Source organism: Enterobacter sp. Tr-810, assembly GCF_011752765.1.
Classification (GTDB): Bacteria; Pseudomonadota; Gammaproteobacteria; order Enterobacterales; family Enterobacteriaceae; genus Enterobacter; species Enterobacter soli.
In genome coordinates this window covers 169492-188728 of the sequence record NZ_VWWW01000004.1, presented here as the reverse complement: position 1 = coordinate 188728, position 19237 = coordinate 169492, and the positions used below count along the sequence as shown (strand labels likewise).

13 protein-coding genes and 3 tRNA genes are annotated in these 19237 nt (G+C 54.4%); 7 read left to right on the top strand and 9 right to left on the bottom strand.

All coding sequences use genetic code 11. The features are described 5' to 3' along the window. The first annotated feature begins 19 nt into the window (after positions 1-19). On the top strand, positions 20-775 hold the full coding sequence (gene xni / locus F3J30_RS13700) for a flap endonuclease Xni (RefSeq protein WP_166717592.1): 756 nt from the start codon (positions 20-22) through the stop codon (positions 773-775). Positions 776-873: 98 nt separating this feature from the next. On the opposite strand, the gene rlmM is transcribed toward xni, so the two are convergent. Genes rlmM through gcvA form a run of 3 tightly spaced genes read right to left on the bottom strand, consistent with a single transcriptional unit; the run spans position 874 to position 3320 of the window. Further along, positions 874-1974 (bottom strand): 23S rRNA (cytidine(2498)-2'-O)-methyltransferase RlmM, encoded by a 1101-nt coding sequence (gene rlmM, locus F3J30_RS13695; protein WP_166717591.1) that lies wholly within the window; start codon positions 1972-1974, stop codon positions 874-876. Continuing rightward, complete coding sequence (locus F3J30_RS13690) at positions 1967-2362, bottom strand: DUF423 domain-containing protein (RefSeq protein WP_014071581.1); 396 nt, start codon at positions 2360-2362, stop codon at positions 1967-1969. Before F3J30_RS13690 ends, rlmM begins: the two co-directional genes overlap by 8 nt. A gap of 40 nt (positions 2363-2402) precedes the next feature. Beyond that, entirely contained in the window at positions 2403-3320 is a 918-nt protein-coding gene (gcvA, locus tag F3J30_RS13685; RefSeq protein WP_014071582.1) for a glycine cleavage system transcriptional regulator GcvA, read from the bottom strand. A 441-nt stretch (positions 3321-3761) separates the two neighbouring features. On the opposite strand from gcvA, the gene csdA reads away from it, so the two are divergent. Continuing rightward, positions 3762-4967 (top strand): cysteine desulfurase CsdA, encoded by a 1206-nt coding sequence (gene csdA / locus F3J30_RS13680; protein WP_166717590.1) that lies wholly within the window; start codon positions 3762-3764, stop codon positions 4965-4967. Next, positions 4967-5413, top strand: coding sequence for a cysteine desulfurase sulfur acceptor subunit CsdE (gene csdE, locus F3J30_RS13675; protein WP_166717589.1), 447 nt, complete (start codon positions 4967-4969; stop codon positions 5411-5413). The genes csdA and csdE overlap by 1 nt, the downstream gene beginning before the upstream one ends. Here the strand turns inward: csdE and tcdA are convergent. After that, the gene (gene tcdA / locus F3J30_RS13670; protein ID WP_166717588.1) at positions 5404-6210 is read right to left on the bottom strand and encodes a tRNA cyclic N6-threonylcarbamoyladenosine(37) synthase TcdA; all 807 of its coding nucleotides are present in this window, start codon (positions 6208-6210) and stop codon (positions 5404-5406) included. The genes csdE and tcdA overlap by 10 nt on opposite strands. Before the next feature lie 76 nt (positions 6211-6286). Next, positions 6287-7384 carry a murein transglycosylase A gene (gene mltA, locus F3J30_RS13665; protein WP_166717587.1) on the bottom strand — a complete coding sequence of 366 codons (1098 nt, stop codon included), beginning with the start codon at positions 7382-7384 and terminating at the stop codon, positions 6287-6289. Positions 7385-7592: 208 nt separating this feature from the next. Between mltA and F3J30_RS13660 the strand changes: the two genes are divergently transcribed. The 3 genes from F3J30_RS13660 to F3J30_RS13650 all read left to right on the top strand — a co-directional run bounded on the left by F3J30_RS13660 (position 7593) and on the right by F3J30_RS13650 (position 7977). Continuing rightward, positions 7593-7669: transfer RNA gene (locus tag F3J30_RS13660), tRNA-Met, on the top strand. Between the two features lie 112 nt (positions 7670-7781). Further along, a tRNA-Met gene (locus F3J30_RS13655) sits at positions 7782-7858 on the top strand. A gap of 42 nt (positions 7859-7900) precedes the next feature. After that, a tRNA-Met gene (locus F3J30_RS13650) sits at positions 7901-7977 on the top strand. An 87-nt stretch (positions 7978-8064) separates the two neighbouring features. Here the strand turns inward: F3J30_RS13650 and amiC are convergent. Next, positions 8065-9318, bottom strand: coding sequence for an N-acetylmuramoyl-L-alanine amidase AmiC (gene amiC / locus F3J30_RS13645; protein ID WP_014071587.1), 1254 nt, complete (start codon positions 9316-9318; stop codon positions 8065-8067). A 226-nt stretch (positions 9319-9544) separates the two neighbouring features. Between amiC and argA the strand changes: the two genes are divergently transcribed. Further along, on the top strand, positions 9545-10876 hold the full coding sequence (gene argA / locus F3J30_RS13640; protein WP_014071588.1) for an amino-acid N-acetyltransferase: 1332 nt from the start codon (positions 9545-9547) through the stop codon (positions 10874-10876). Between the two features lie 36 nt (positions 10877-10912). Here the strand turns inward: argA and recD are convergent, their stop codons facing one another. The 3 genes from recD to ptrA are packed head-to-tail and all read right to left on the bottom strand — an operon-like array spanning position 10913 to position 19151. Further along, positions 10913-12733, bottom strand: a complete 1821-nt coding sequence (gene recD, locus F3J30_RS13635) for an exodeoxyribonuclease V subunit alpha (protein WP_166717586.1) — start codon at positions 12731-12733, stop codon at positions 10913-10915. Further along, positions 12730-16272, bottom strand: coding sequence for an exodeoxyribonuclease V subunit beta (gene recB / locus F3J30_RS13630; RefSeq protein WP_166717585.1), 3543 nt, complete (start codon positions 16270-16272; stop codon positions 12730-12732). Before recB ends, recD begins: the two co-directional genes overlap by 4 nt. Beyond that, positions 16269-19151, bottom strand: coding sequence for a pitrilysin (gene ptrA, locus F3J30_RS13625; RefSeq protein ID WP_166717584.1), 2883 nt, complete (start codon positions 19149-19151; stop codon positions 16269-16271). The genes recB and ptrA overlap by 4 nt, the downstream gene beginning before the upstream one ends. Positions 19152-19237: the final 86 nt, after the last annotated feature.

The window sequence follows — 19237 nt, the reverse complement described above, 5'->3', positions numbered from 1 at the left end:
GATTTAAGGGAGATTATCTGTGGCTGTTCATTTGCTTATCGTCGACGCACTTAACCTGATTCGCCGTATCCATGCGGTGCAGGGCACCCCCTGTAAAGACACCTGTCTGCACGCTCTGGAGCTGCTTATCCGCCACAGTGAGCCAACCCATGTGGTTGCAGTGTTTGACGACGAAGCCCGAAATACAGGCTGGCGCCACCAGCGGTTGCCGGACTACAAAGCCGGGCGCGCGCCGATGCCAGACGATCTGCACGCCGAAATGCCCGCAATCCGCGCCGCCTTTGAACAGCGTGGCGTGCCGTGCTGGGGTGCTGAAGGCAGTGAAGCGGACGACCTGGCGGCGACGCTTGCGGTGAAAGTCGCCAGCGCCGGGCATCAGGCGACGATTGTCTCAACCGACAAAGGCTACTGTCAGTTGCTCTCCCCCACGATCCGCATCCGTGACTACTTTCAAAAGCGCTGGCTTGATGCACCGTTTATCGCCAGCGAATTCGGCGTCTCGCCTGAACAACTTCCTGATTACTGGGGCCTGGCGGGGATCAGCAGCTCGAAGGTACCCGGCGTTGCCGGTATCGGGCCAAAGAGTGCCGCGCAGCTCCTGAATGATTTTCAGAGCCTGGAAGGGATTTACGCCGGGCTGGAAGATGTACCAGAAAAATGGCGTAAGAAGCTGGAAGCACATAAAGAGATGGCATTTATCTGCCGGGATGTGGCGACATTACAGACGGATTTGCAGCTGGACGGGAATTTGCAGCAGTTAAGGTTAGAGCGGTAACCCCCTCACCCTAACCCTCTCCCCATAGGGGAGAGGGGATTGTTCGGTGCTGTCTTTTCTCCCTCGCCCCTTTGGGGAGAGGGCCGGGGTGAGAGGAACTATCGCTCGTCGCGACGCCCGCCCACAGCCGCCCACCAGCGACGAATGTGCACCGTCACCTCTTCGCGGTCGTGATACAGCTGACGCGCCTGAATGACCACGTTAATACCGTGCTCATCCATCTGCTCCTGAATGTACGCCAGGTTCTGAGAAACTTCCTCATAGCGCTTTTTCATCGGCAATTTGAGGTTAAAAATCGTTTCGCGACACCAGCCATTCACCAGCCAGGATGCCATCAGCGCAGCGACTTTCGCGGGCTTCTCCACCATATCGCACACCATCCAGGAGATGTTGTTACGGGTTGGACGATAGCGGAAACCGTCTTCGCGCAGCCAGGTGACCTGCCCGGTATCCATCAGGCTTTGCGCCATCGGGCCGTTATCGACAGAAGCAACCCACATGTTGCGTTTCACCAACTGATAGGTCCAGCCACCCGGACACGCGCCGAGATCGACGGCGTGCATCCCGTTTGCCAGACGCTCGTCCCACTCATCCGCCGGAATAAAGACGTGAAACGCCTCTTCCAGTTTCAGCGTCGAGCGGCTTGGGGCGTCGGACGGAAACTTCAGACGCGGGATGCCCATAAAGAACGGCGAATTGTTCGTAGTGTAGGAATAGCCCGTATAGCAACAGCCCGGCGCAATAAAGAAGATATGCACCACCGGGCGTTTCGGGGTCTCGTAGTTCGTCAGGATCCCGGCCTCGCGAAGTGCAGCGCGCAGCGGAACGGTGAACTTGCGGCAGAACTTCATCAGCTCTTTGCTTTCGTTAGTGTCTGCCACTTCAACGCGCAGGTCGCCGCCCTTCTCGACAACGCCCTGCAACATCCCCACAACCGGTGTAATGCGGTCTTCAGGCGGAAGATCTTTAAGCAACTCACCCGCAACAAACATCTGACGCGCAAAGATAAGTGAACTGAACGGCAGCTCTCGTGCCAGCTTGTCGGCATCTTCAGGCTGATAGCATTCAAACACCACGTAGCCCGCGTTCTCTTTGACGCGAGCAAAACCGAACACTTCGCGGCGTGCAGCCTTATCCGTAATTTCCGCGGCGCACTCTTTCTCAAACCCCGGGCGACAATATAAAACAACCTTATTCATGAACAACGCCCTTGCGTTTCAGACGGATAGCTCCGATAAACATTAATACCCAACCGGCCAGGAAGCATACGCCGCCGACAGGTGTAACAAACGCCCACAGGCGTAAATGCGAGAGCGCCAGGCAATACAGGCTGCCACTGAACAGCACCGTGCCCAGCGCCAGAAAGACGCTGCTCCAGTAAAACCAGATACTAATCCGGCGCTGCATCGCCACGGCCAGTCCGAAGATAGCCAGCGTGTGGAACGCCTGATATTCGAGGCCGGTCTGGATCCAGCCCATTTCTACAACCCCTAAGGATTTACTTAACACATGCGCGCCAAAGGCACCCAGTGCGACAAAAATAAAGCCACTCACCGCGGCAAAAATCAGCATGAATCGGCTGGTCATGTTTTGGTCCTAAAGTTATGCGTGCCCTGCACACAAAAAGTTATTGTTCATATCTGAAGCGGAATTTTTCTTGCTCGCTCGCCGCTTTCGCCAGGATCCACTGCCGGAAGGCGGCTATTTTACCCAGTTCTGCCTGGCTGTCATGGCAAACCAGATAAAACGCATTCTTGCTGACCAGAACATCATTAAAAGGGCAGACCAGACGGCCTGCCTCAATTTCGGACTGAGACATGACGTTGTTTGCCAACGCCACGCCCTGCCCGTGAATCGCAGCCTGTAACACCATCGCACTGTGGCTAAAAATGGGGCCTTGCTGCACGTTTATATGATTAAGACCTAACTGGCGGGTATAAGTTTGCCAGTCCCGACGAGAAGCATCGTGTAAAAGGGTGTGTTGCGCCAAATCTGCTGGCGTTTTCAATGCCTTATCGCCGGTAAGTAAAATTGGGGAACAGACCGGAAGCAGATATTCTGCGTATAATTTCTCGACACGTAAACCCGGCCAGTTACCACGACCATAAAAAATCGCCACATCGACATCATCCGCCAGTTTATCCTCCTGACGGTCGACAGCCTGGATTCGGACATCAATTCCCGGATAAGCTGAGTTAAAGCTTGAGAGTCTGGGCACCAGCCATTGAATCGCAAAACTGGGCAATAAGCTTACGGTTAGCGCGCCTTTTGCGCTGCGTGCCTGTAGCTTGCGAGTGGCTTCGGTGAGCTGGGAGAAAATCTCTTTAATATCCTGAAAATAGCTCTGCCCCTCTTCCGTCAGAAGCAACGAACGGTTGCGTCGACGAAACAGCTTAAGCCCCAGGAAATCCTCCAGAGACTTGATTTGGTGACTTACTGCGGCCTGTGTCACAAAAAGCTCATCTGCTGCGCGGGTGAAACTCAGGTGACGTGCTGCTGCATCAAAAACACGTAATGCATTTAGGGGTGGCAATCGCTTCGACATGGTTATCTGGCTTAGATGTTAACGAGATTTAACATATAGGAAACAACGTTTAACCTATTAGTTTTTTTTATCTGAGACATTATAATTTGTCCGTTGAGGAACTACCAGCAAATACCTATAGTGGCGGCACTTCCTGAGCCGGAACGAAAAGCTTTTTTTGGAATGCGTGTTCTAAAAGGCTTTTGGCTTACGGTTGTGATGTTGTGTTGTTGTGTTTGCAATTGGTCTGCGATTCAGACCACGGTAGCAACGCTACCAATTTTTCACTTCCTGTACATTTACCCTGTCTGTCCATAGTGATTAATGTAGCACCGCCGATTTGCGGTGCTTTTTTTTGTCCATTTTTTACCTCCCTGCTTTCTCAACCCCTGCGTTTCCTCTAACGACCTTGCCCTGCCGCCAAAATTGCGCGACGATCTAAGGACAGAAATGAGGAATTCCATGAACGCTTTCAGTCCCGCACATTTTCGCGAACAGTTTCCGGCGCTGGCCGATGCCGGTGTCTACCTTGACAGTGCTGCAACCGCGCTCAAACCGCTGGCGGTTATCGAGGCAACAGAGCAGTTCTATAGCCTGAGTGCTGGTAATGTCCACCGCAGTCAGTTTGCCGAAGCGCAACGCTTAACCGCGCGCTATGAAGCCGCCCGCGATCAGGTGGCGCGCCTGCTGAATGCCGAAAGCGGTAAAAGTATCGTCTGGACGCGCGGAACCACTGAAGCCATCAACATGGTTGCACAGTGTTACGCCAGGCCACTTCTGCAACCCGGCGACGAGATTATCGTCAGTGAAGCCGAACACCACGCCAACCTGGTTCCCTGGTTAATGGTTGCCGGGCAAACCGGGGCACGGATCATCAAGCTGCCGTTGGGGGCCGATAACCTGCCCGATGTGGCACGTTTACCTGAACTTATCACCTCCCGCAGTCGGATCCTGGCGCTGGGGCAGATGTCTAATGTCACCGGTGGCTGCCCGGATTTAGCCCGTGCCATATCAACCGCCCATGCCAGCGGCATGGTGGTAATGGTGGATGGCGCGCAGGGTGTGGTGCACTTTCCGGCAGATGTGCGAAAACTCGATATCGACTTCTACGCGTTCTCAGGGCACAAACTCTACGGGCCGACCGGCATTGGTGCCCTGTATGGCAAACCTGAACTGCTGGCGCAGATGACGCCGTGGCTTGGTGGCGGCAAGATGATTACTGAAGTCACGTTCGATGGTTTTAAAACTCAGGATATCCCTTACCGTCTGGAAGCTGGCACCCCCAATGTGGCGGGAGTCATTGGGCTGAGCGCAGCGCTGGAGTGGCTTGGCGAAACGGACATCGTCCAGGCTGAAAGCTGGAGCCGTGGGCTGGCTACCCTCGCGGAAGAAGAACTCAAAAAGCGCCCGGGATTCCGGTCGTTTCGCGTTCAGGACTCAAGCCTGTTAGCCTTTGATTTTGAGGGTGTTCATCACAGCGATATGGTGACACTGCTTGCCGAATATGGCATTGCCTTACGCGCAGGGCAGCATTGCGCACAACCGTTACTGGCCGCTCTGGGCGTTAGTGGTACGCTGCGTGCCTCTTTTGCTCCGTACAATACAAAAAGCGATGTCGACGCGCTGGTTGCAGCCGTCGACCGCGCCCTTGAATTACTGGTGGATTAATGACTAGCTCCGCTTTAGCCGGACACCCGTTTGGCACCATCATCACAGAAGAGACGCTGAAACAAACCTTCGCCCCGCTCACCCAGTGGGAAGATAAATACCGTCAGCTGATTATGCTGGGCAAGCAGTTACCTGCGCTTTCAGATGCGCTTCGGGCACAGGCAAAAGAGATTGCCGGGTGTGAAAATCGAGTCTGGCTGGGGTTTAGCGTCTCAGACGAAACGCTGCATTTCTTTGGTGACAGCGAAGGCCGCATTGTTCGTGGCCTGCTGGCAGTACTGTTGACCGCAGTTGAAGGTAAAAGCGCCGCGCAGCTGCTGGCGCACTCTCCCTTAACGCTGTTTGATGAGCTGGGCCTGCGTGCGCAGCTTAGCGCTTCGCGCAGTCAGGGGTTGACCGCGCTCAGCGAAGCGGTGCTGGACGCGGCGCGACAGGCTCAGGCCTGACGTTCCGCCTTCGCCATCATTTTCTTCAGCGCGTGTGATACCGCAATAAAGCCGAAGGACGCGGTCACCATGGTGGCCGCACCAAAACCGGAGGCGCAATCCATCCTTTTTGGCCCTTCCGCTGTGCTTTTCATGGCACAAACAGATCCGTCAGCCTGCGGGTAAACCAGCGCTTCTGTCGAAAACACACAATCCACGCCCAGCTTACCTTTGCTGTTTTTCACCACGTTAAAGTCGCTTTTTAATCTTTCGCGCAGTTTGGCCGCAAGAGGATCCTGAATCGTTTTCGCCAGATCGGCCACCTGGATCTGCGTTGGGTCGATTTGCCCACCCGCGCCACCGGTGGTCACCAGCGGAACCTTGTAGCGACGGCAGTAAGCAATCAACGCCGCCTTTGGACGTACGCTGTCGATGGCATCAATCACGTAGCTATAGCCTTTGCTCATGTACTCGGCAACGTTATCTGCCGTCACGAAATCATCAATCACCGTGACCTGACACTCAGGGTTGATCAGTCGAATGCGCTCGGCCATCACCTCAGATTTGGCAAGACCGACGTTATCCCGCAGCGCGTGGATTTGTCTGTTGGTGTTGGTGACGCAGACATCATCCATATCAATCAATGTGATGGCACCAATACCGGTTCTGGCCAGCGCTTCTGCCGCCCAGGAGCCGACACCACCGATCCCCACCACGCACACGTGCGCCTCTGCAAACAGTTGCAGGGCTTTTTCGCCATATAAACGTGCCGTACCGCCAAAACGCTGGCGCCACGCATCGCTGATTACCACAGACATAACACCTCAGATGTAAAAAGGGTGAGGTCATCCCTCACCCTGAACAGTAATCCGTATTCCGCTCAGAATACCATAATCAGCCGCTGAATACGTTGCCGCCCGGTGCTGCCGCTTTCAGCACCCAGACGCGTCCATAGTGGTTATACCAGCCAGCACGGTGACCAGCATCCGGGCCAATACCCTGATAAATATCGAAATGCTGGCCTTTGATCGCGCCACCGACATCCAGGGCAACCATCAGGCGTAATTCATACTGGCCGCTGAATTTCCCGTTGTTATCCAGCAGAGGCACTTCAGCCAACAGAGTGGTACCCGCCGGAATAATAGAACGATCTGATGCCACAGAGGCGCGGCCAATCAACGGTACCGCACTTGCCCCTTTCACCGGCGCATAGTTTTGTGGTTTGAAGAAGACGAAGGATGGGTTTTGCTCCAGCAGTTCGCGCACTTCGGATTCGCTGTGTTTTTCGCCCCACTCGCGGATCGCCTGCATCGACATATCTTCTTTCTTCACTTCACCACGATCGATCAGCACTTTGCCGATACTGCGGTAGGCATGTCCGTTTTTGCCGGAGTAGCTGAAGAAGTTAAGCGGAGAACCATCACCAAAATCGATATAACCGCTGCCCTGCACGTCCATGATGAAGTTGTCCATCAGGGAGTTACTGTAGGCCAGCACATAGCTGTCACTTAAGCCACCCGAGTAGATCTCTGCGCGGGATGGTAAACGCCCGCGTTTTGGCGGCATCCGGTAAATTGGGTACTGGAATTCACCCTGACGGGTGTGTCGCGCCTGGATGACTGGCGTGTAGTAGCCGGTAAACTGGACGTTGCCGTAGTTGTCTGCACCTTCCATCTGCCAGGCATCAATACCAAACTGGCGCATATTGCGCGTATCACCGCCCGAGCGCAGCCAGTCCTGTACTGCGCTGTAAACGTTATTCTGTGAGCCATACAGGCGCGGCGACGCACTGCGGATCTGATAGACCTGCTCGGAGAAATCCCCGGCGTTAATCGGTGCGCCAACGGCATCGGGTTGGTTAACTAAAGAGAAAGGCTGGGACAATTTCCCGTCTTTATACTGTTGACCGCGATCGGTCGGTTTAGAGGAGCACGCAGCAAGAATGGCTACCATCGCCCCAGTCATCAGATACTTCGCCCAACGTCCTTTCATTATGTCTCGTCTTTAAGTTGCTCGTTTCCGCGTGATGAAGATAACAAACCGCCCGTTCTAAAGAAATGCAATCGCACACCCTTTGGCAAATTTTGCGCAAAAAATAGTCCACAGGATGCGATGTCGTTCAATTTACATACAAATTTCATCAATTGTGTAAAAAGGGGTTGCATCACAAAGCTATCCGCGTATAGTGCGCATCCACGGACGCGGGGTGGAGCAGCCTGGTAGCTCGTCGGGCTCATAACCCGAAGGTCGTCGGTTCAAATCCGGCCCCCGCAACCAATTAAAATTTGATGAAGTATCTTCTACGATAGAAGAGATTTTTGTTAAGTAGTTCGAATCACAGCAAGGCGGCGACGCAGATGTGATTTGAAATACGAAGCAAAAAGACGGACGCGGGGTGGAGCAGCCTGGTAGCTCGTCGGGCTCATAACCCGAAGGTCGTCGGTTCAAATCCGGCCCCCGCAACCAATCAAATTTGAAGAAGTAAGTTCTGCAAAAGCAGAAGACGGACGCGGGGTGGAGCAGCCTGGTAGCTCGTCGGGCTCATAACCCGAAGGTCGTCGGTTCAAATCCGGCCCCCGCAACCAACACTTCTAAAACAATAAACACCCTTATGGGTGTTTTTTTGTATCTGCGATAAGTGAATTTGCCGGGTAATGCCCCGGCAACAGTCACTACCCTCTTCTGGCGAGTGTTGCGCTGTCAGAGAAATAGGCTTTAATTCCCGACAATATCGATTCCGCCACTTCCTGCTGGAACTTCGCTGTTTTGAGCTTACGCTCCTCTTCAACGTTACTGATAAACGCCGTTTCAACCAGAATAGACGGTATTTCTGGTGCCTTCAGCACCGCGAACCCTGCCTGCTCCACGCTGTTTTTATGCAGTTTGTTGACGTTGCCAAGCTTGCCGAGTACCGCTTTACCGAATTTCAGGCTGTCGGTAATGGTCAGGGATTGCACCATGTCGAACATGGTGTGATCGACATAGCGATCGCCGCTTTTGCTCACGCCACCAATCAGGTCAGAGGCGTTCTGTGTGTCGGCCAGGTATCGCGCTGCGGTACTGGTTGCCCCTTTGGTCGACAGCGCAAATACAGAGGAACCGCTGGGCTGACGGCTGGTAAAGGCATCGGCGTGGATAGACACAAACAGATCCGCACGCTGTTTTTGCGCTTTGGCTACACGCACCTTCAGCGGAATAAAGATATCTTCATTACGCGTCATGTACGCGCGCATGTTGCCCTCTTTGTCGATCAGGGCCTTCAGACGACGCGCAATTTGCAGCACCACATCTTTTTCACGGGTGCGATACTTCCCGACCGCACCGGAGTCCTCTCCACCGTGCCCCGGATCAAGCATGATCACAATCGGACGATCGCGCCCGGCTTTACCCGGTTGCGGCCCGCTTTGCGCAGGCGGAACCTGACGCTGGAGATCGCCTTTGTTGTAATCTTCAAGCAGTGCCAGCAGCGGATCCTGGATATCCGTGGCATTTGACGGATAGAGATCCATCACCAGGCGCTCTTTAAATGCCGCAACCGGTGCCAGAGCAAAGAGCTGCGGTTTAACGTTCTGCTTAAGCTCAAACACCATACGCACGGTCTGCGGATCAAACTGCCCCACTCGCGCAGATTTAATAAAGGGATCGTCACCGCGGATCTGCGCGCTCATCCCTTTCAGTACGGAGTTCAGGTTAACGCCTTCGAGATCCACCACGACACGTTCAGGGTTGCTTAACGCAAACTGCTTATACTTCAGCACCTGATTAGATTCGACTGTCACACGTGTATAGGTTGACGACGGCCAGACACGTACCGCCACCACCTGACTGACAGCAGCAAACGCGACCTGACTGACGCTAAGCAACCACATCGCCCCAGCCCCTTGTAACAAGCGGCGGCGGCTTATTGTTGATTTGGATCCCGACATGCTTCTCCCGAGCAAGAAATCAAATTGATAAATAAACGCCCAAATTGACCGAAAACTTTAACGAATGACGCATAAACTGTCATCTATAAAAGGGTAAACAATCATACGTTAACGCACGCATTACTTATAAATTTCTATGCTTCGCGTAAAATTTAGGCTTGCGCGCGCGGTCACAATCGAATAAAAATACAGAAATTACGAATAAACATTCATTAAGGGTTGTGTCATGGTGAAGGAACGTAGAACCGAACTGGTCCAGGGATTCCGCCATTCTGTTCCCTATATCAATGCCCATCGGGGAAAAACGTTTGTCATCATGCTGGGCGGTGAAGCCATCGAGCATGAAAACTTTTCCAGTATTGTCAATGACATTGGCTTACTGCACAGCCTCGGCATTCGTCTGGTTGTGGTCTATGGCGCGCGTCCGCAAATCGACGCCAATCTGGCCGCGCATCATCATGAGCCAATTTACCATAAACACACCCGCGTAACGGATGCGAAAACCCTCGAGCTGGTCAAACAGGCCGCCGGGCTGTTGCAGCTGGATATCACTGCGCGTTTATCCATGAGCCTCAACAACACGCCATTGCAGGGCGCACATATTAACGTTGTCAGCGGCAATTTTATCATCGCGCAGCCGCTCGGCGTGGACGATGGCGTGGATTATTGCCACAGCGGTCGTATTCGTCGTATCGATGAAGAGGCGATTCACCGTCAGCTGGACAGCGGCGCTATCGTGCTGATGGGGCCCGTGGCAGTTTCCGTGACCGGTGAAAGTTTTAACCTTACGTCAGAAGAAATTGCCACTCAGTTGGCTATCAAACTGAAAGCGGAAAAAATGATTGGCTTTTGCTCCTCACAGGGAGTGGTTAACGATGAAGGCGTGATTGTGCCGGAGTTATTCCCGAACGAAGCGCAGGCCCGGGTCGAAGAGCTGGAAGCGAAAGGTGATTACCATTCCGGTACAGTGCGTTTTCTGCGTGGGGCTGTAAAAGCCTGCCGCAGCGGCGTGCGTCGTAGCCATCTCATCAGCTACCAGGAAGACGGAGCCCTGTTGCAGGAGTTGTTCTCCCGCGACGGTATCGGGACACAGATTGTGATGGAGAGCGCCGAGCAAATTCGTCGCGCCACGATCAACGATATTGGCGGCATTCTGGAGCTGATCCGCCCGCTGGAGCAGCAAGGTATTCTGGTGCGTCGCTCTCGCGAACAGCTGGAAATGGAGATCGACAAATTTACTATTATTCAGCGCGACAACCTGACCATCGCCTGCGCCGCACTCTATCCCTTCCCGGAAGAGAAGATCGGTGAAATGGCCTGTGTTGCTGTGCATCCTGACTACCGCAGCTCATCACGCGGCGAAATGCTGCTGGAGCGCATTGCGGTACAGGCACGCCAGATTGGCCTGAGCAAATTGTTTGTCCTCACCACCCGCAGCATCCACTGGTTCCAGGAGCGTGGTTTTACGCCTGTGGATATTGATTCCCTACCGGAAAGTAAGAAAGAGATGTACAACTATCAGCGCCGTTCAAAAGTGCTGATGGCCGATCTGGGATAGAACATGCTGCCCTCACCCAAAAGTGAGGGCCAGCCTTCAGCTTGCCTCAAATATCGCGCTTAACCCGCTACGACGCTCCGTACGGGTGGCAATTGCCTGCACCAGTACACGTTCATCGGTATACAGCGACAGGCGCTTACGCGCACGGGTGATCGCGGTATAAATCAGTTCACGGGTCACCACTGGTGAAAGCTGCGAAGGCAGGATCAGCGCTGCGTGGTTGAACTCAGAGCCTTGCGATTTATGCACCGTCATTGCCCAGGCCGTTTCATGTTCGGGTAAACGACTTGGCTGCACCGATTTCACGCTGCCATCGGGCATCAGGAACCACACACGCAGCCCCTGCCCCCGGTCAAGCGCAATACCAATGTCACCGTTAAACAGCCCCAGCGCGCTATCGTTACGGGAGATCATTACCGGACGCCCTTCATACCAGCGCGAATGCGGTAAACGGGTAATTTTGCGCTTCTGCGCCAGCACCTGCTCCAGCCTCTCGTTCAGACCTGCCACGCCAAACGGCCCTTCCCTCAGGGCACACAGAAGCTGATACTCACCAAAGGCGGCGATCACCTGCTCTGGAGGGCGTTGCTGCTGCACGCTGGCAAGGAAAAACTGATACCCCTGCAAAGCCTCATCAAGCATGGCCTGGTACTCTTCGCTATTTTGCAGCGATTTCTTTTCGATATCGTCAAACTCGCCGCTAAAGACCGCGCGTGTTGCGTTGCGATCGCCATGGTTTACCGCCGCCGCAAGCTGGCCAATGCCTGAATGGCTACCAAAGCGGTAGCTTTTTTGCAGCAGACAGAGGCTGTCGCGTAATGCGCCTGCGAGCGGGTTGTCGTTGCCATCCAGCGCGCATCCGGTCAGGCGTGCCAGCTCCTGCGCACGTGCCGTTGTGTAGCCCAGGCTTGCATAGGTGCAAATATCCCCCAGCACCGCGCCGGCCTCCACGGAGGCAAGCTGGTCACGATCGCCCAGAAAAATAACGCGTGCATGGGCAGGCAATGCCTCAATCAGGCGCGACATCATAGTGAGGTCAATCATGGAGGCTTCGTCCACCACCAGTACATCAAGATGCAGCGGGTTACCCGCATGGTAACGCAGACGCTGGCTACCCGGCTGTGCGCCGAGCAAGCGGTGCAGCGTGCTGGCCTCATTGGGGAACAGCGCTAACTGTTCTTGCGTGAGCGGCAGTTTTTGCAGAGCGCCGCCTAATGATTCCGTCAGACGCGCCGCCGCTTTTCCGGTAGGTGCCGCCAGACGAATACGGCATTTTTGTTCACCAGAAAGCTGAATAAGCGCTGCAAGTAATTTTGCCACCGTGGTGGTTTTGCCCGTACCTGGCCCACCAGAAATCACCGAAATCCGACGCGTCAGCGCCACGGCAGCCGCGACTTTTTGCCAGTCAATCGGCTCCTGAGAGGTAAACAAGCCATCCAGCGTTTGACGAAGCACTACCTCATCGCAGGGGAGAGGCGCGTTGGCCTCGCTAAAATACCGGGCGACGGTCAGCTCATAGCGCCACAGGCGATTCAGGTACAAACGCCCTCCGGTGAGGATCAGCGGAGCAGGTGTCGAACCGTCACTGACGGCGGATGAACTGAGCAAAACGCGTTGCCAGTCCACGCCGTCGCCCAGCAGAGCAAAACAGGATTGCAACGCGGGCGGGGTTTTGTCATCACAGACCAGTCGTGAAAGCGGCAGACACACATGGCCCTCGCCAGCATCCCGGCTCAGGATGGCCGCTGCAAGCATCACAGCCGGCTGTTCGCCTGCCACCATGATGGCGAATTGCACATCGAGTTGACGCAGCAGGCGCTGTTCTGTGGCCCCGAGCAATAATTCCTGCATTGTCATGCCACGTCCTCCGTGATTGCTGCAAACAGGCTATCCATTTTTTCAATCAAGACCACATCCGGGCGGGTACGATAGACACCCGACTGCGGATCGGCGGCATCAACCCCGCGCAGGAACAGGTAGATAACGCCGCCAAAATGTTCTTCGTAGCGGTAATCAGCAATGCGATGACGCAGATAGCGGTGTAACGCAAGGGTATAAAGTTGATACTGCAAATCGTAGCGATGAGACTGCATTGCAGCGGCCATCGCCTGCTGCGTATAAGCTTCACTGTTCTCACCCAGCCAGTTCGATTTGTAATCCAGCAGGTAATAGCGCCCTTCATGGCGGAAAATAAGGTCGATAAAGCCTTTCAGCATTCCCTGTACCTGGCGGAAATCCAGCGGCGGACAGCCCGCAGACAACGGATCATGCGCGCGAATAATCGCATCAAGCTCGTTCGCGTTAAGCGGGCTGGTGATAGGGAGATAAAACTCCATCTCCACCTGTTTGTCTTTGGCGGTGAGCTGGTTCAGGGAGATGCCGTTTTCCGTCAGCGGCGCTTGTAAGATTGCGCTCACCCAGGTTGTCAGCACCGGTTGCCAGGCGGCATCGTAACCGCCCTTCTGCAACATTTCCTGCACCCATTCCGGGGAAACAGGTTGCGTAAAATCAAGCTCTTCAAACAGACTGTGTAAAAACGTTCCCGGTGATGCACCGCGCGGGAACTGGTGCGGCGTAAGCACCGGCTCAGCCTGAACGTCACCCACCCCTGCGGCATCCACATCCAGCTTCGGCATCAAATCTTGCGCGATGCTCTGGCCATGTTGCTGCAAACCGGAGTAGCTCGTTACGCGCCAGTTATCCGCAACGGTTCTCGTTATTTTTCGGGCATCCAGGTCGGGTTCACGTTGTTCCGGCATTTCCCAACGATTGTTATCGGGCAGGCCTGGAACACGCAGCGCGATATTCTCGCCACAAATGGATTCAAGGCACTGGCGTAACCCCGCAGCATCTTTTGGCTCGCCCTGCTGGATAAGCCGCCCCACCGCGCTGAGATGGAAATCGGACTCTCCCGCTTTCTCACCACGTCGACGGAACAGCGGTGCAATACCCAGGCTGCAATGCCAGACCGAGCGGGTCAGGGCAACATAGAGCAGTCGTAAATCTTCTGCCAGACGTTCGGCTTCCGCCAGCTCAACGCTTGCATCAGCCTTGCTGAGGTCGAGTACGGCTTCAAAAGAATCCCGATCGTGGTAAAACGCCTGATCCTGTGCCCGGTAATTGGCAATAAAAGGCAGCCAGACCAGCGGATATTCCAGACCTTTCGATTTGTGGATAGTCACGATCTGCACCAGATGTTTATCGCTCTCGAGGCGCATTTGCTGGCTTGACGAGTTACTGTTGGGATCGGCTATTTGCTGCCCCAGCCAGCGCACCAGAGCGTGTTCGCTCTCAAGCTGTGTGCCAGCCTCCTGCAAGAGCTCGCTGATATGCAGGATATCCGTCAGACGGCGTTCTCCGCCCGGCGTCGCCAGCATATTCTCGGCAATATGACGCTGGGTCATCAGCTCTCGCAGCATCGCCATAACGCCACGTTTTTGCCAGCGCTCACGATAGCGAACAAACTCTTCAACCACCGCATCCCAGGCGATTTCATCGTTGTTAAGCGCATCGATATCCCGGGCATTCAACCCCAGCATTGAGCTTGCCAGCGCACTGCGAAGCGTACTTTCCCGCTCCGGTGACAGCACCGCCTGCAACAGCCAGAGCAACTCCTGAGCCTCAAGGGTTTCGAACACGCTATCGCGATTCGACAGGTAGACCGAGGGGATATTCAGGATGGTCAGCGCGTCGCGGATAAGCGCTGCTTCCTGGCGGCTACGCACCAGCACCGTGATGTCGGATGCCTTCACCGGTGAGGCGGTTTCACCTTTCCACAGCAGCGCCTCACCCCGCACGCCAGCACTGAGCCAGTCGCGAATTTGAGCCGCACAGTGCTGGGCCATGGCGTTCTGGTAGTCGCTTATCCCAAAGCCTTCCCCCTCCAGCAACCAGAAGCTCATTGCTGGCTGAAGTTCACCATTGAACTCAAAACGCAGGGCGGCATTTTTAGGTGCGGATTTGACCGGTAAAAACGGGATTTCCCGGAACATGAATGCGGCATCCATGCGCTCAAACAGCGCATTTACGCTCTCGACCATGCCGGGTGATGAACGCCAGTTGGTGTCCAGCGTATAGTGCGCCTCTACCTCACTACGGGCTTTCATGTAGGTAAAAATATCCGCGCCACGGAAAGCATAAATAGCCTGTTTCGGATCGCCAATCAGCAGCAGCGCCGTGTCCGGTTGCTGCCGCCAGATACGGCGGAAGATACGGTATTGTTGCGGATCGGTGTCCTGAAATTCGTCGATCATCGCCACCGGGAAACGGGCACGAATGGCGGCGGCCAGGGCTTCACCGTTTTCACTGCGCAGCGCGGCATCGAGCCGGCTCAGCATATCGTCAAACCCGAGCTCACCGCGACGCTGCTTTTCACGAGCCACGGTTTCGCGGATCTCAGCCATTGCACGGGTGATCATCAGGTCATTAAGGGTTAATGGCTCAGCCAGCAAAGCCTCAATGGCAACAAAAAGAGGATGCTCAGGGACGATACCGTCAGCCTTCGTTCGTTCAATCAGGAACCGCTGCGAAAATTTTTCCAGCGCGTCCGGAAGCTGATAGCTCCGGGATTCTTCCTGCGCCCAGATGCTGATTTTTTCAATCCACTTTGCCTGGTTACCGCGATTGAACTTGCGTCTGTCGATACCTGAATTTTCGACGATGGCCTCAATGTCCCCGACCGACTCGTTCCATTTCTGCTTCAGGGCAGCAATTTGCGACACGATTTTTTCATGACGGGATGCCAGCGTTTCATCTGCCGGAGGGGGCGATTTAATCACCGGCGCTTCGCCCTGCAAATAACGGTCGATAGAGCGCAGAAGCTCTTCCGGCCCTTTCCATAACGCATGAACCGCTTCGGCAATATCGCGGGGCAATGGATAGCAATGACGACGCCAGAAATCCGCGCAGGCCTGATAGCGCAGTTCAGATTCGTCTTCGATAAGCTGTTGTTCAAACAACATGCCGGATTCAAACGCATTCAGGCTCAGCATTCGCTGGCAGAAACTGTGAATGGTGAAGACGGCGGCTTCATCCATTTGTCGCTCTGCTAACAGCAGCCACTGGGCTGCTTGCTGCTTATCGACAATCTCGTCCAGAAGACGCGCGTACAGCGGGTTATCCGTACTCTGGCGCAAACAGGCAATGCGCAGTTCGTGGATGTTGGAACGAATACGCCCGCGCAGCTCAGCGGTGGCGGCTTCGGTAAAGGTCACCACCAGCAGCTCTTCCACACTCAGCGGGCGTGAAAAAGCCGCGTTTCCTCCAAGCCCGAGCAGCAGGCGCAGATAAAGCGCGGCAATGGTGAAGGTTTTTCCCGTTCCCGCTGAGGCTTCAATCAATCGTTCGCCCTGTAGAGGTAAACGTAAGGGATCAAGGGACTCAGCGGTATCGGTCATTCTTTCTTACTCCAGGGCATAGATTGCTGCAATGCGCTGACGCTCTTCCAGACTTTCCAGCCTTTCGGATTCACGTATTCCGTTTTCCCGTTCTGGCTGCCGGAAACCTGAGACAAGATGGCCATTCCCTGCGGTTTCACTACCGCCTGATGGAAGAAATCGGCAACCTTTTGAGGTGTCAGCTGTTTTATCTCTGCCACTACTTTATCACGCGAATCGAAACTGAGATTACCGCGATCGAAATCTTTGCTCAGTTGCGAGGCTTCTTCGCCCAGCGTTTGCGGCGGCTGCATCACCTGGGCGATTACCGCCTGCTGGATTTGGGCAAATTCTTCCGGCTTCATTGCACGCAGTTTTTCTTCTGCCTGCGGGAAGAAGGCCTGATAGCGCTTCCAGAGATAGGCTGGCTGTTTATCACTGCTTTGCAGCAAGAAACCTAACCCCCACTGACGCCCCACGTTCATTGAGAACGCAAAGACCGCGTAACCAAGCTGCTCTTCAGTGCGCAGCTGATTATAGAACCAGGGTTGAATAATCTGGCCCAGCACCGCACTTTGCGCCGAACTGGCGAATTCGTCATACCCGGTTGGGACAAATACCGCAGCCAGAGCGGAATCGGTGCTGGTGCCCGGCTTTTCAAAAATCACATTCTGTTTTTTCTCAACCAGCACATCCTGGTTACGACACCAGACTTCACCTTTCGAACCCAACTGAGTACGTACATTTTGCGCCAGCGTTTTGGCCTGTTCTTCACTCATATTCCCGACAATCAGGAATTCAGGGCGGGTGTTCGTTTTCAGAGAATCACGGTAGTCCAGCACATCTTTCAGCGAAACAGACGGCAGCAGCGCACGGCGGTCTTCACGTTGGAAATACGGGATCTGCGACAGCATCTGCGCCGGCATAATCGCCTGGTCGTAGGCTTTACCTTTCTCCGCAGAGTCCATCATCTGTGCATACCAGGACTTCGCCTGCTCAAGCTGCTCTTCCGTTGGCGTGTAGCTGAAATACCCTTCAAGCAAGGCCTGGAACAGCTGAGGTAAACGCTGGGTATAACCGTTGGCATTAACCATCAGCCCGTTATTGGCATTGGTGGAGAAGCTAATCCCCCCAACCGCAGCCTGGTTGCTGAGCTGATCCAGCGCGATACCTGCCAGATAATCGTTAAGCGCAAACAGCACCTGATTTTTTGCGCTGTCCATCGCTTTTGGGTTACGCAGCACCACGCTGACATCCGCTTTTGGCTCGCTCGCAAAATAACGGCTTGGGGCGTAGACCACACGCAGCGTTGGTTCATCAACGATAAGCTCTGGGTGCGGGTACGCTTTTGTGGTTTTAATCAGCGAGAAATCATCCGGTATGTAGGGGTTCAGCTCCGGTAATTTAAGCGCGATTTCTCCGGCTTTTTTCTGCCAGTCAGAGAAAGTCTGTTCGCTGATTTTATCCACCTGATAAGGGGCTTCAACGAAGTAAGCCGTTTTATTGTGCGGCTCGTTCGGGCTGATATACCAGATACGTGCATTTTGCGGGGTCATCATTGCCAGACGGGCTTTTACTGCCGCGGCATCGTACTGGTCGGCAATATTGACCGCATCCAGCGTGTGCTCCACCGGCACGCGGATCATGGTGTCGGCGAGCCATTCCACGTAATCCATATCACGCGTGATAGACGGGTAGCGGAAATCGAGATCCAGCACGTGTGCCAGTTCATCGAAATAGCTTTTATCGATGCCTTTATCACGTAACAGGGAGAGGTAGCTGAAAATGGCGGCTACCACCTCATCACGGTTGGCAAGACCTTTATCCGTGAGGGTTGCAGAAATGGCCAGGACACCGCTGTTACCGTTCACTACGGGATCGGAATCCGCGCGGATACCTTCCACCAGCCCCTGTTTTTGCAACCAGTCGGAAAGTGTTCCCGGGCTACGGTTGCCAATAAGGTAGGTGACAAGTTCATCCGTTTTGCTGCGGAACTGCGCCGTATTGTTATCGATACGGAATTCAACGCGTAACACTTTGCGAGGAAGGGCGGGTACGTAATGGATCACAATACCTTTCTGCGCGTCCGTGACTACCGGCACGTTAATCTGCGGTAACTCAATGTTCTTATTCGGCACCCGGCCAAAAGTTTGCGCGGCGATACCTGCCAGCTCTGGCAACGGTTTATTGCTGTAGATAACCGCTTTCATCAGGTTGGCTGAGTAGTATTTATCACGAAACTCATGCAGGGCATCGAGCACCGGGCTGTTGGGTTTGTCGCTCAGGGTCTCCAGGTTACCGCCCGAGAAGCGCGAACCCGGGTGTGCCGGGTTGATCGTTTCGGCGCTAACCTGCGCCATTCTCATCCCGTCTCGCGTACGAGCCAGAGTCAGCTCCGCATTGACGGCATTGCGTTCGCGGTCGGCATATTTTTTGTCCAGCAGCGGTGCCGCGATAGAATCCGCAAGGCGATCGACCGCCCCTTCCAGCGCATCGTTTTCAACTTCGAGATAAAAAGCGGTACGGTAAGGTGCAGTACTGGCATTGTGGCTACCGCCATGCATTTTCAGGAATTCAGACAGGCTATCCGGCTGCGGGTATTTTTTAGACCCCATCAGCGTCATGTGCTCAAGGTAGTGCGCAAGACCCGGATGGGCTTCAGGATCTTCAAGTGATCCCACCGGCACAACCAGCGCAGAAAGAGATTTCACCGCCTGTGGATCGGAAACCAGCAGCACAGTCATCCCGTTATCAAGACGAATAGCCTGATACTGACGGGTATCTTTTTCGCTCTTACGGATAGTTTCCTGAACGGGTTGCCAACCGGAATCTGCCTGAGTGATGGGTGCCCAAAGGGCGACAAACAAAACAAACGCTTTGAACAAGGTGCTGCCTGGCATTAACGGACCTCTTTATCACGGCTACATCATTAACAAACTACGTGCTGGACAAGCCAACATCTCTTTATCTGATACATCAGTCCGTG

Bases quoted from the DNA above. Each gene is read 5' to 3' on its own strand.
- rlmM (WP_166717591.1), bottom strand. From the start codon at position 1,974: ATGAATAAGGTTGTTTTATATTGTCGCCCGGGGTTTGAGAAAGAGTGC.
- csdA (WP_166717590.1), top strand. From the start codon at position 3,762: ATGAACGCTTTCAGTCCCGCACATTTTCGCGAACAGTTTCCGGCGCTG.
- F3J30_RS13690 (WP_014071581.1), bottom strand. From the start codon at position 2,362: ATGACCAGCCGATTCATGCTGATTTTTGCCGCGGTGAGTGGCTTTATT.
- argA (WP_014071588.1), top strand. From the start codon at position 9,545: ATGGTGAAGGAACGTAGAACCGAACTGGTCCAGGGATTCCGCCATTCT.
- gcvA (WP_014071582.1), bottom strand. From the start codon at position 3,320: ATGTCGAAGCGATTGCCACCCCTAAATGCATTACGTGTTTTTGATGCA.
- amiC (WP_014071587.1), bottom strand. From the start codon at position 9,318: ATGTCGGGATCCAAATCAACAATAAGCCGCCGCCGCTTGTTACAAGGG.
- mltA (WP_166717587.1), bottom strand. From the start codon at position 7,384: ATGAAAGGACGTTGGGCGAAGTATCTGATGACTGGGGCGATGGTAGCC.
- ptrA (WP_166717584.1), bottom strand. From the start codon at position 19,151: ATGCCAGGCAGCACCTTGTTCAAAGCGTTTGTTTTGTTTGTCGCCCTT.
- tcdA (WP_166717588.1), bottom strand. From the start codon at position 6,210: ATGTCTGTGGTAATCAGCGATGCGTGGCGCCAGCGTTTTGGCGGTACG.
- recB (WP_166717585.1), bottom strand. From the start codon at position 16,272: ATGACCGATACCGCTGAGTCCCTTGATCCCTTACGTTTACCTCTACAG.
- recD (WP_166717586.1), bottom strand. From the start codon at position 12,733: ATGACAATGCAGGAATTATTGCTCGGGGCCACAGAACAGCGCCTGCTG.
- csdE (WP_166717589.1), top strand. From the start codon at position 4,967: ATGACTAGCTCCGCTTTAGCCGGACACCCGTTTGGCACCATCATCACA.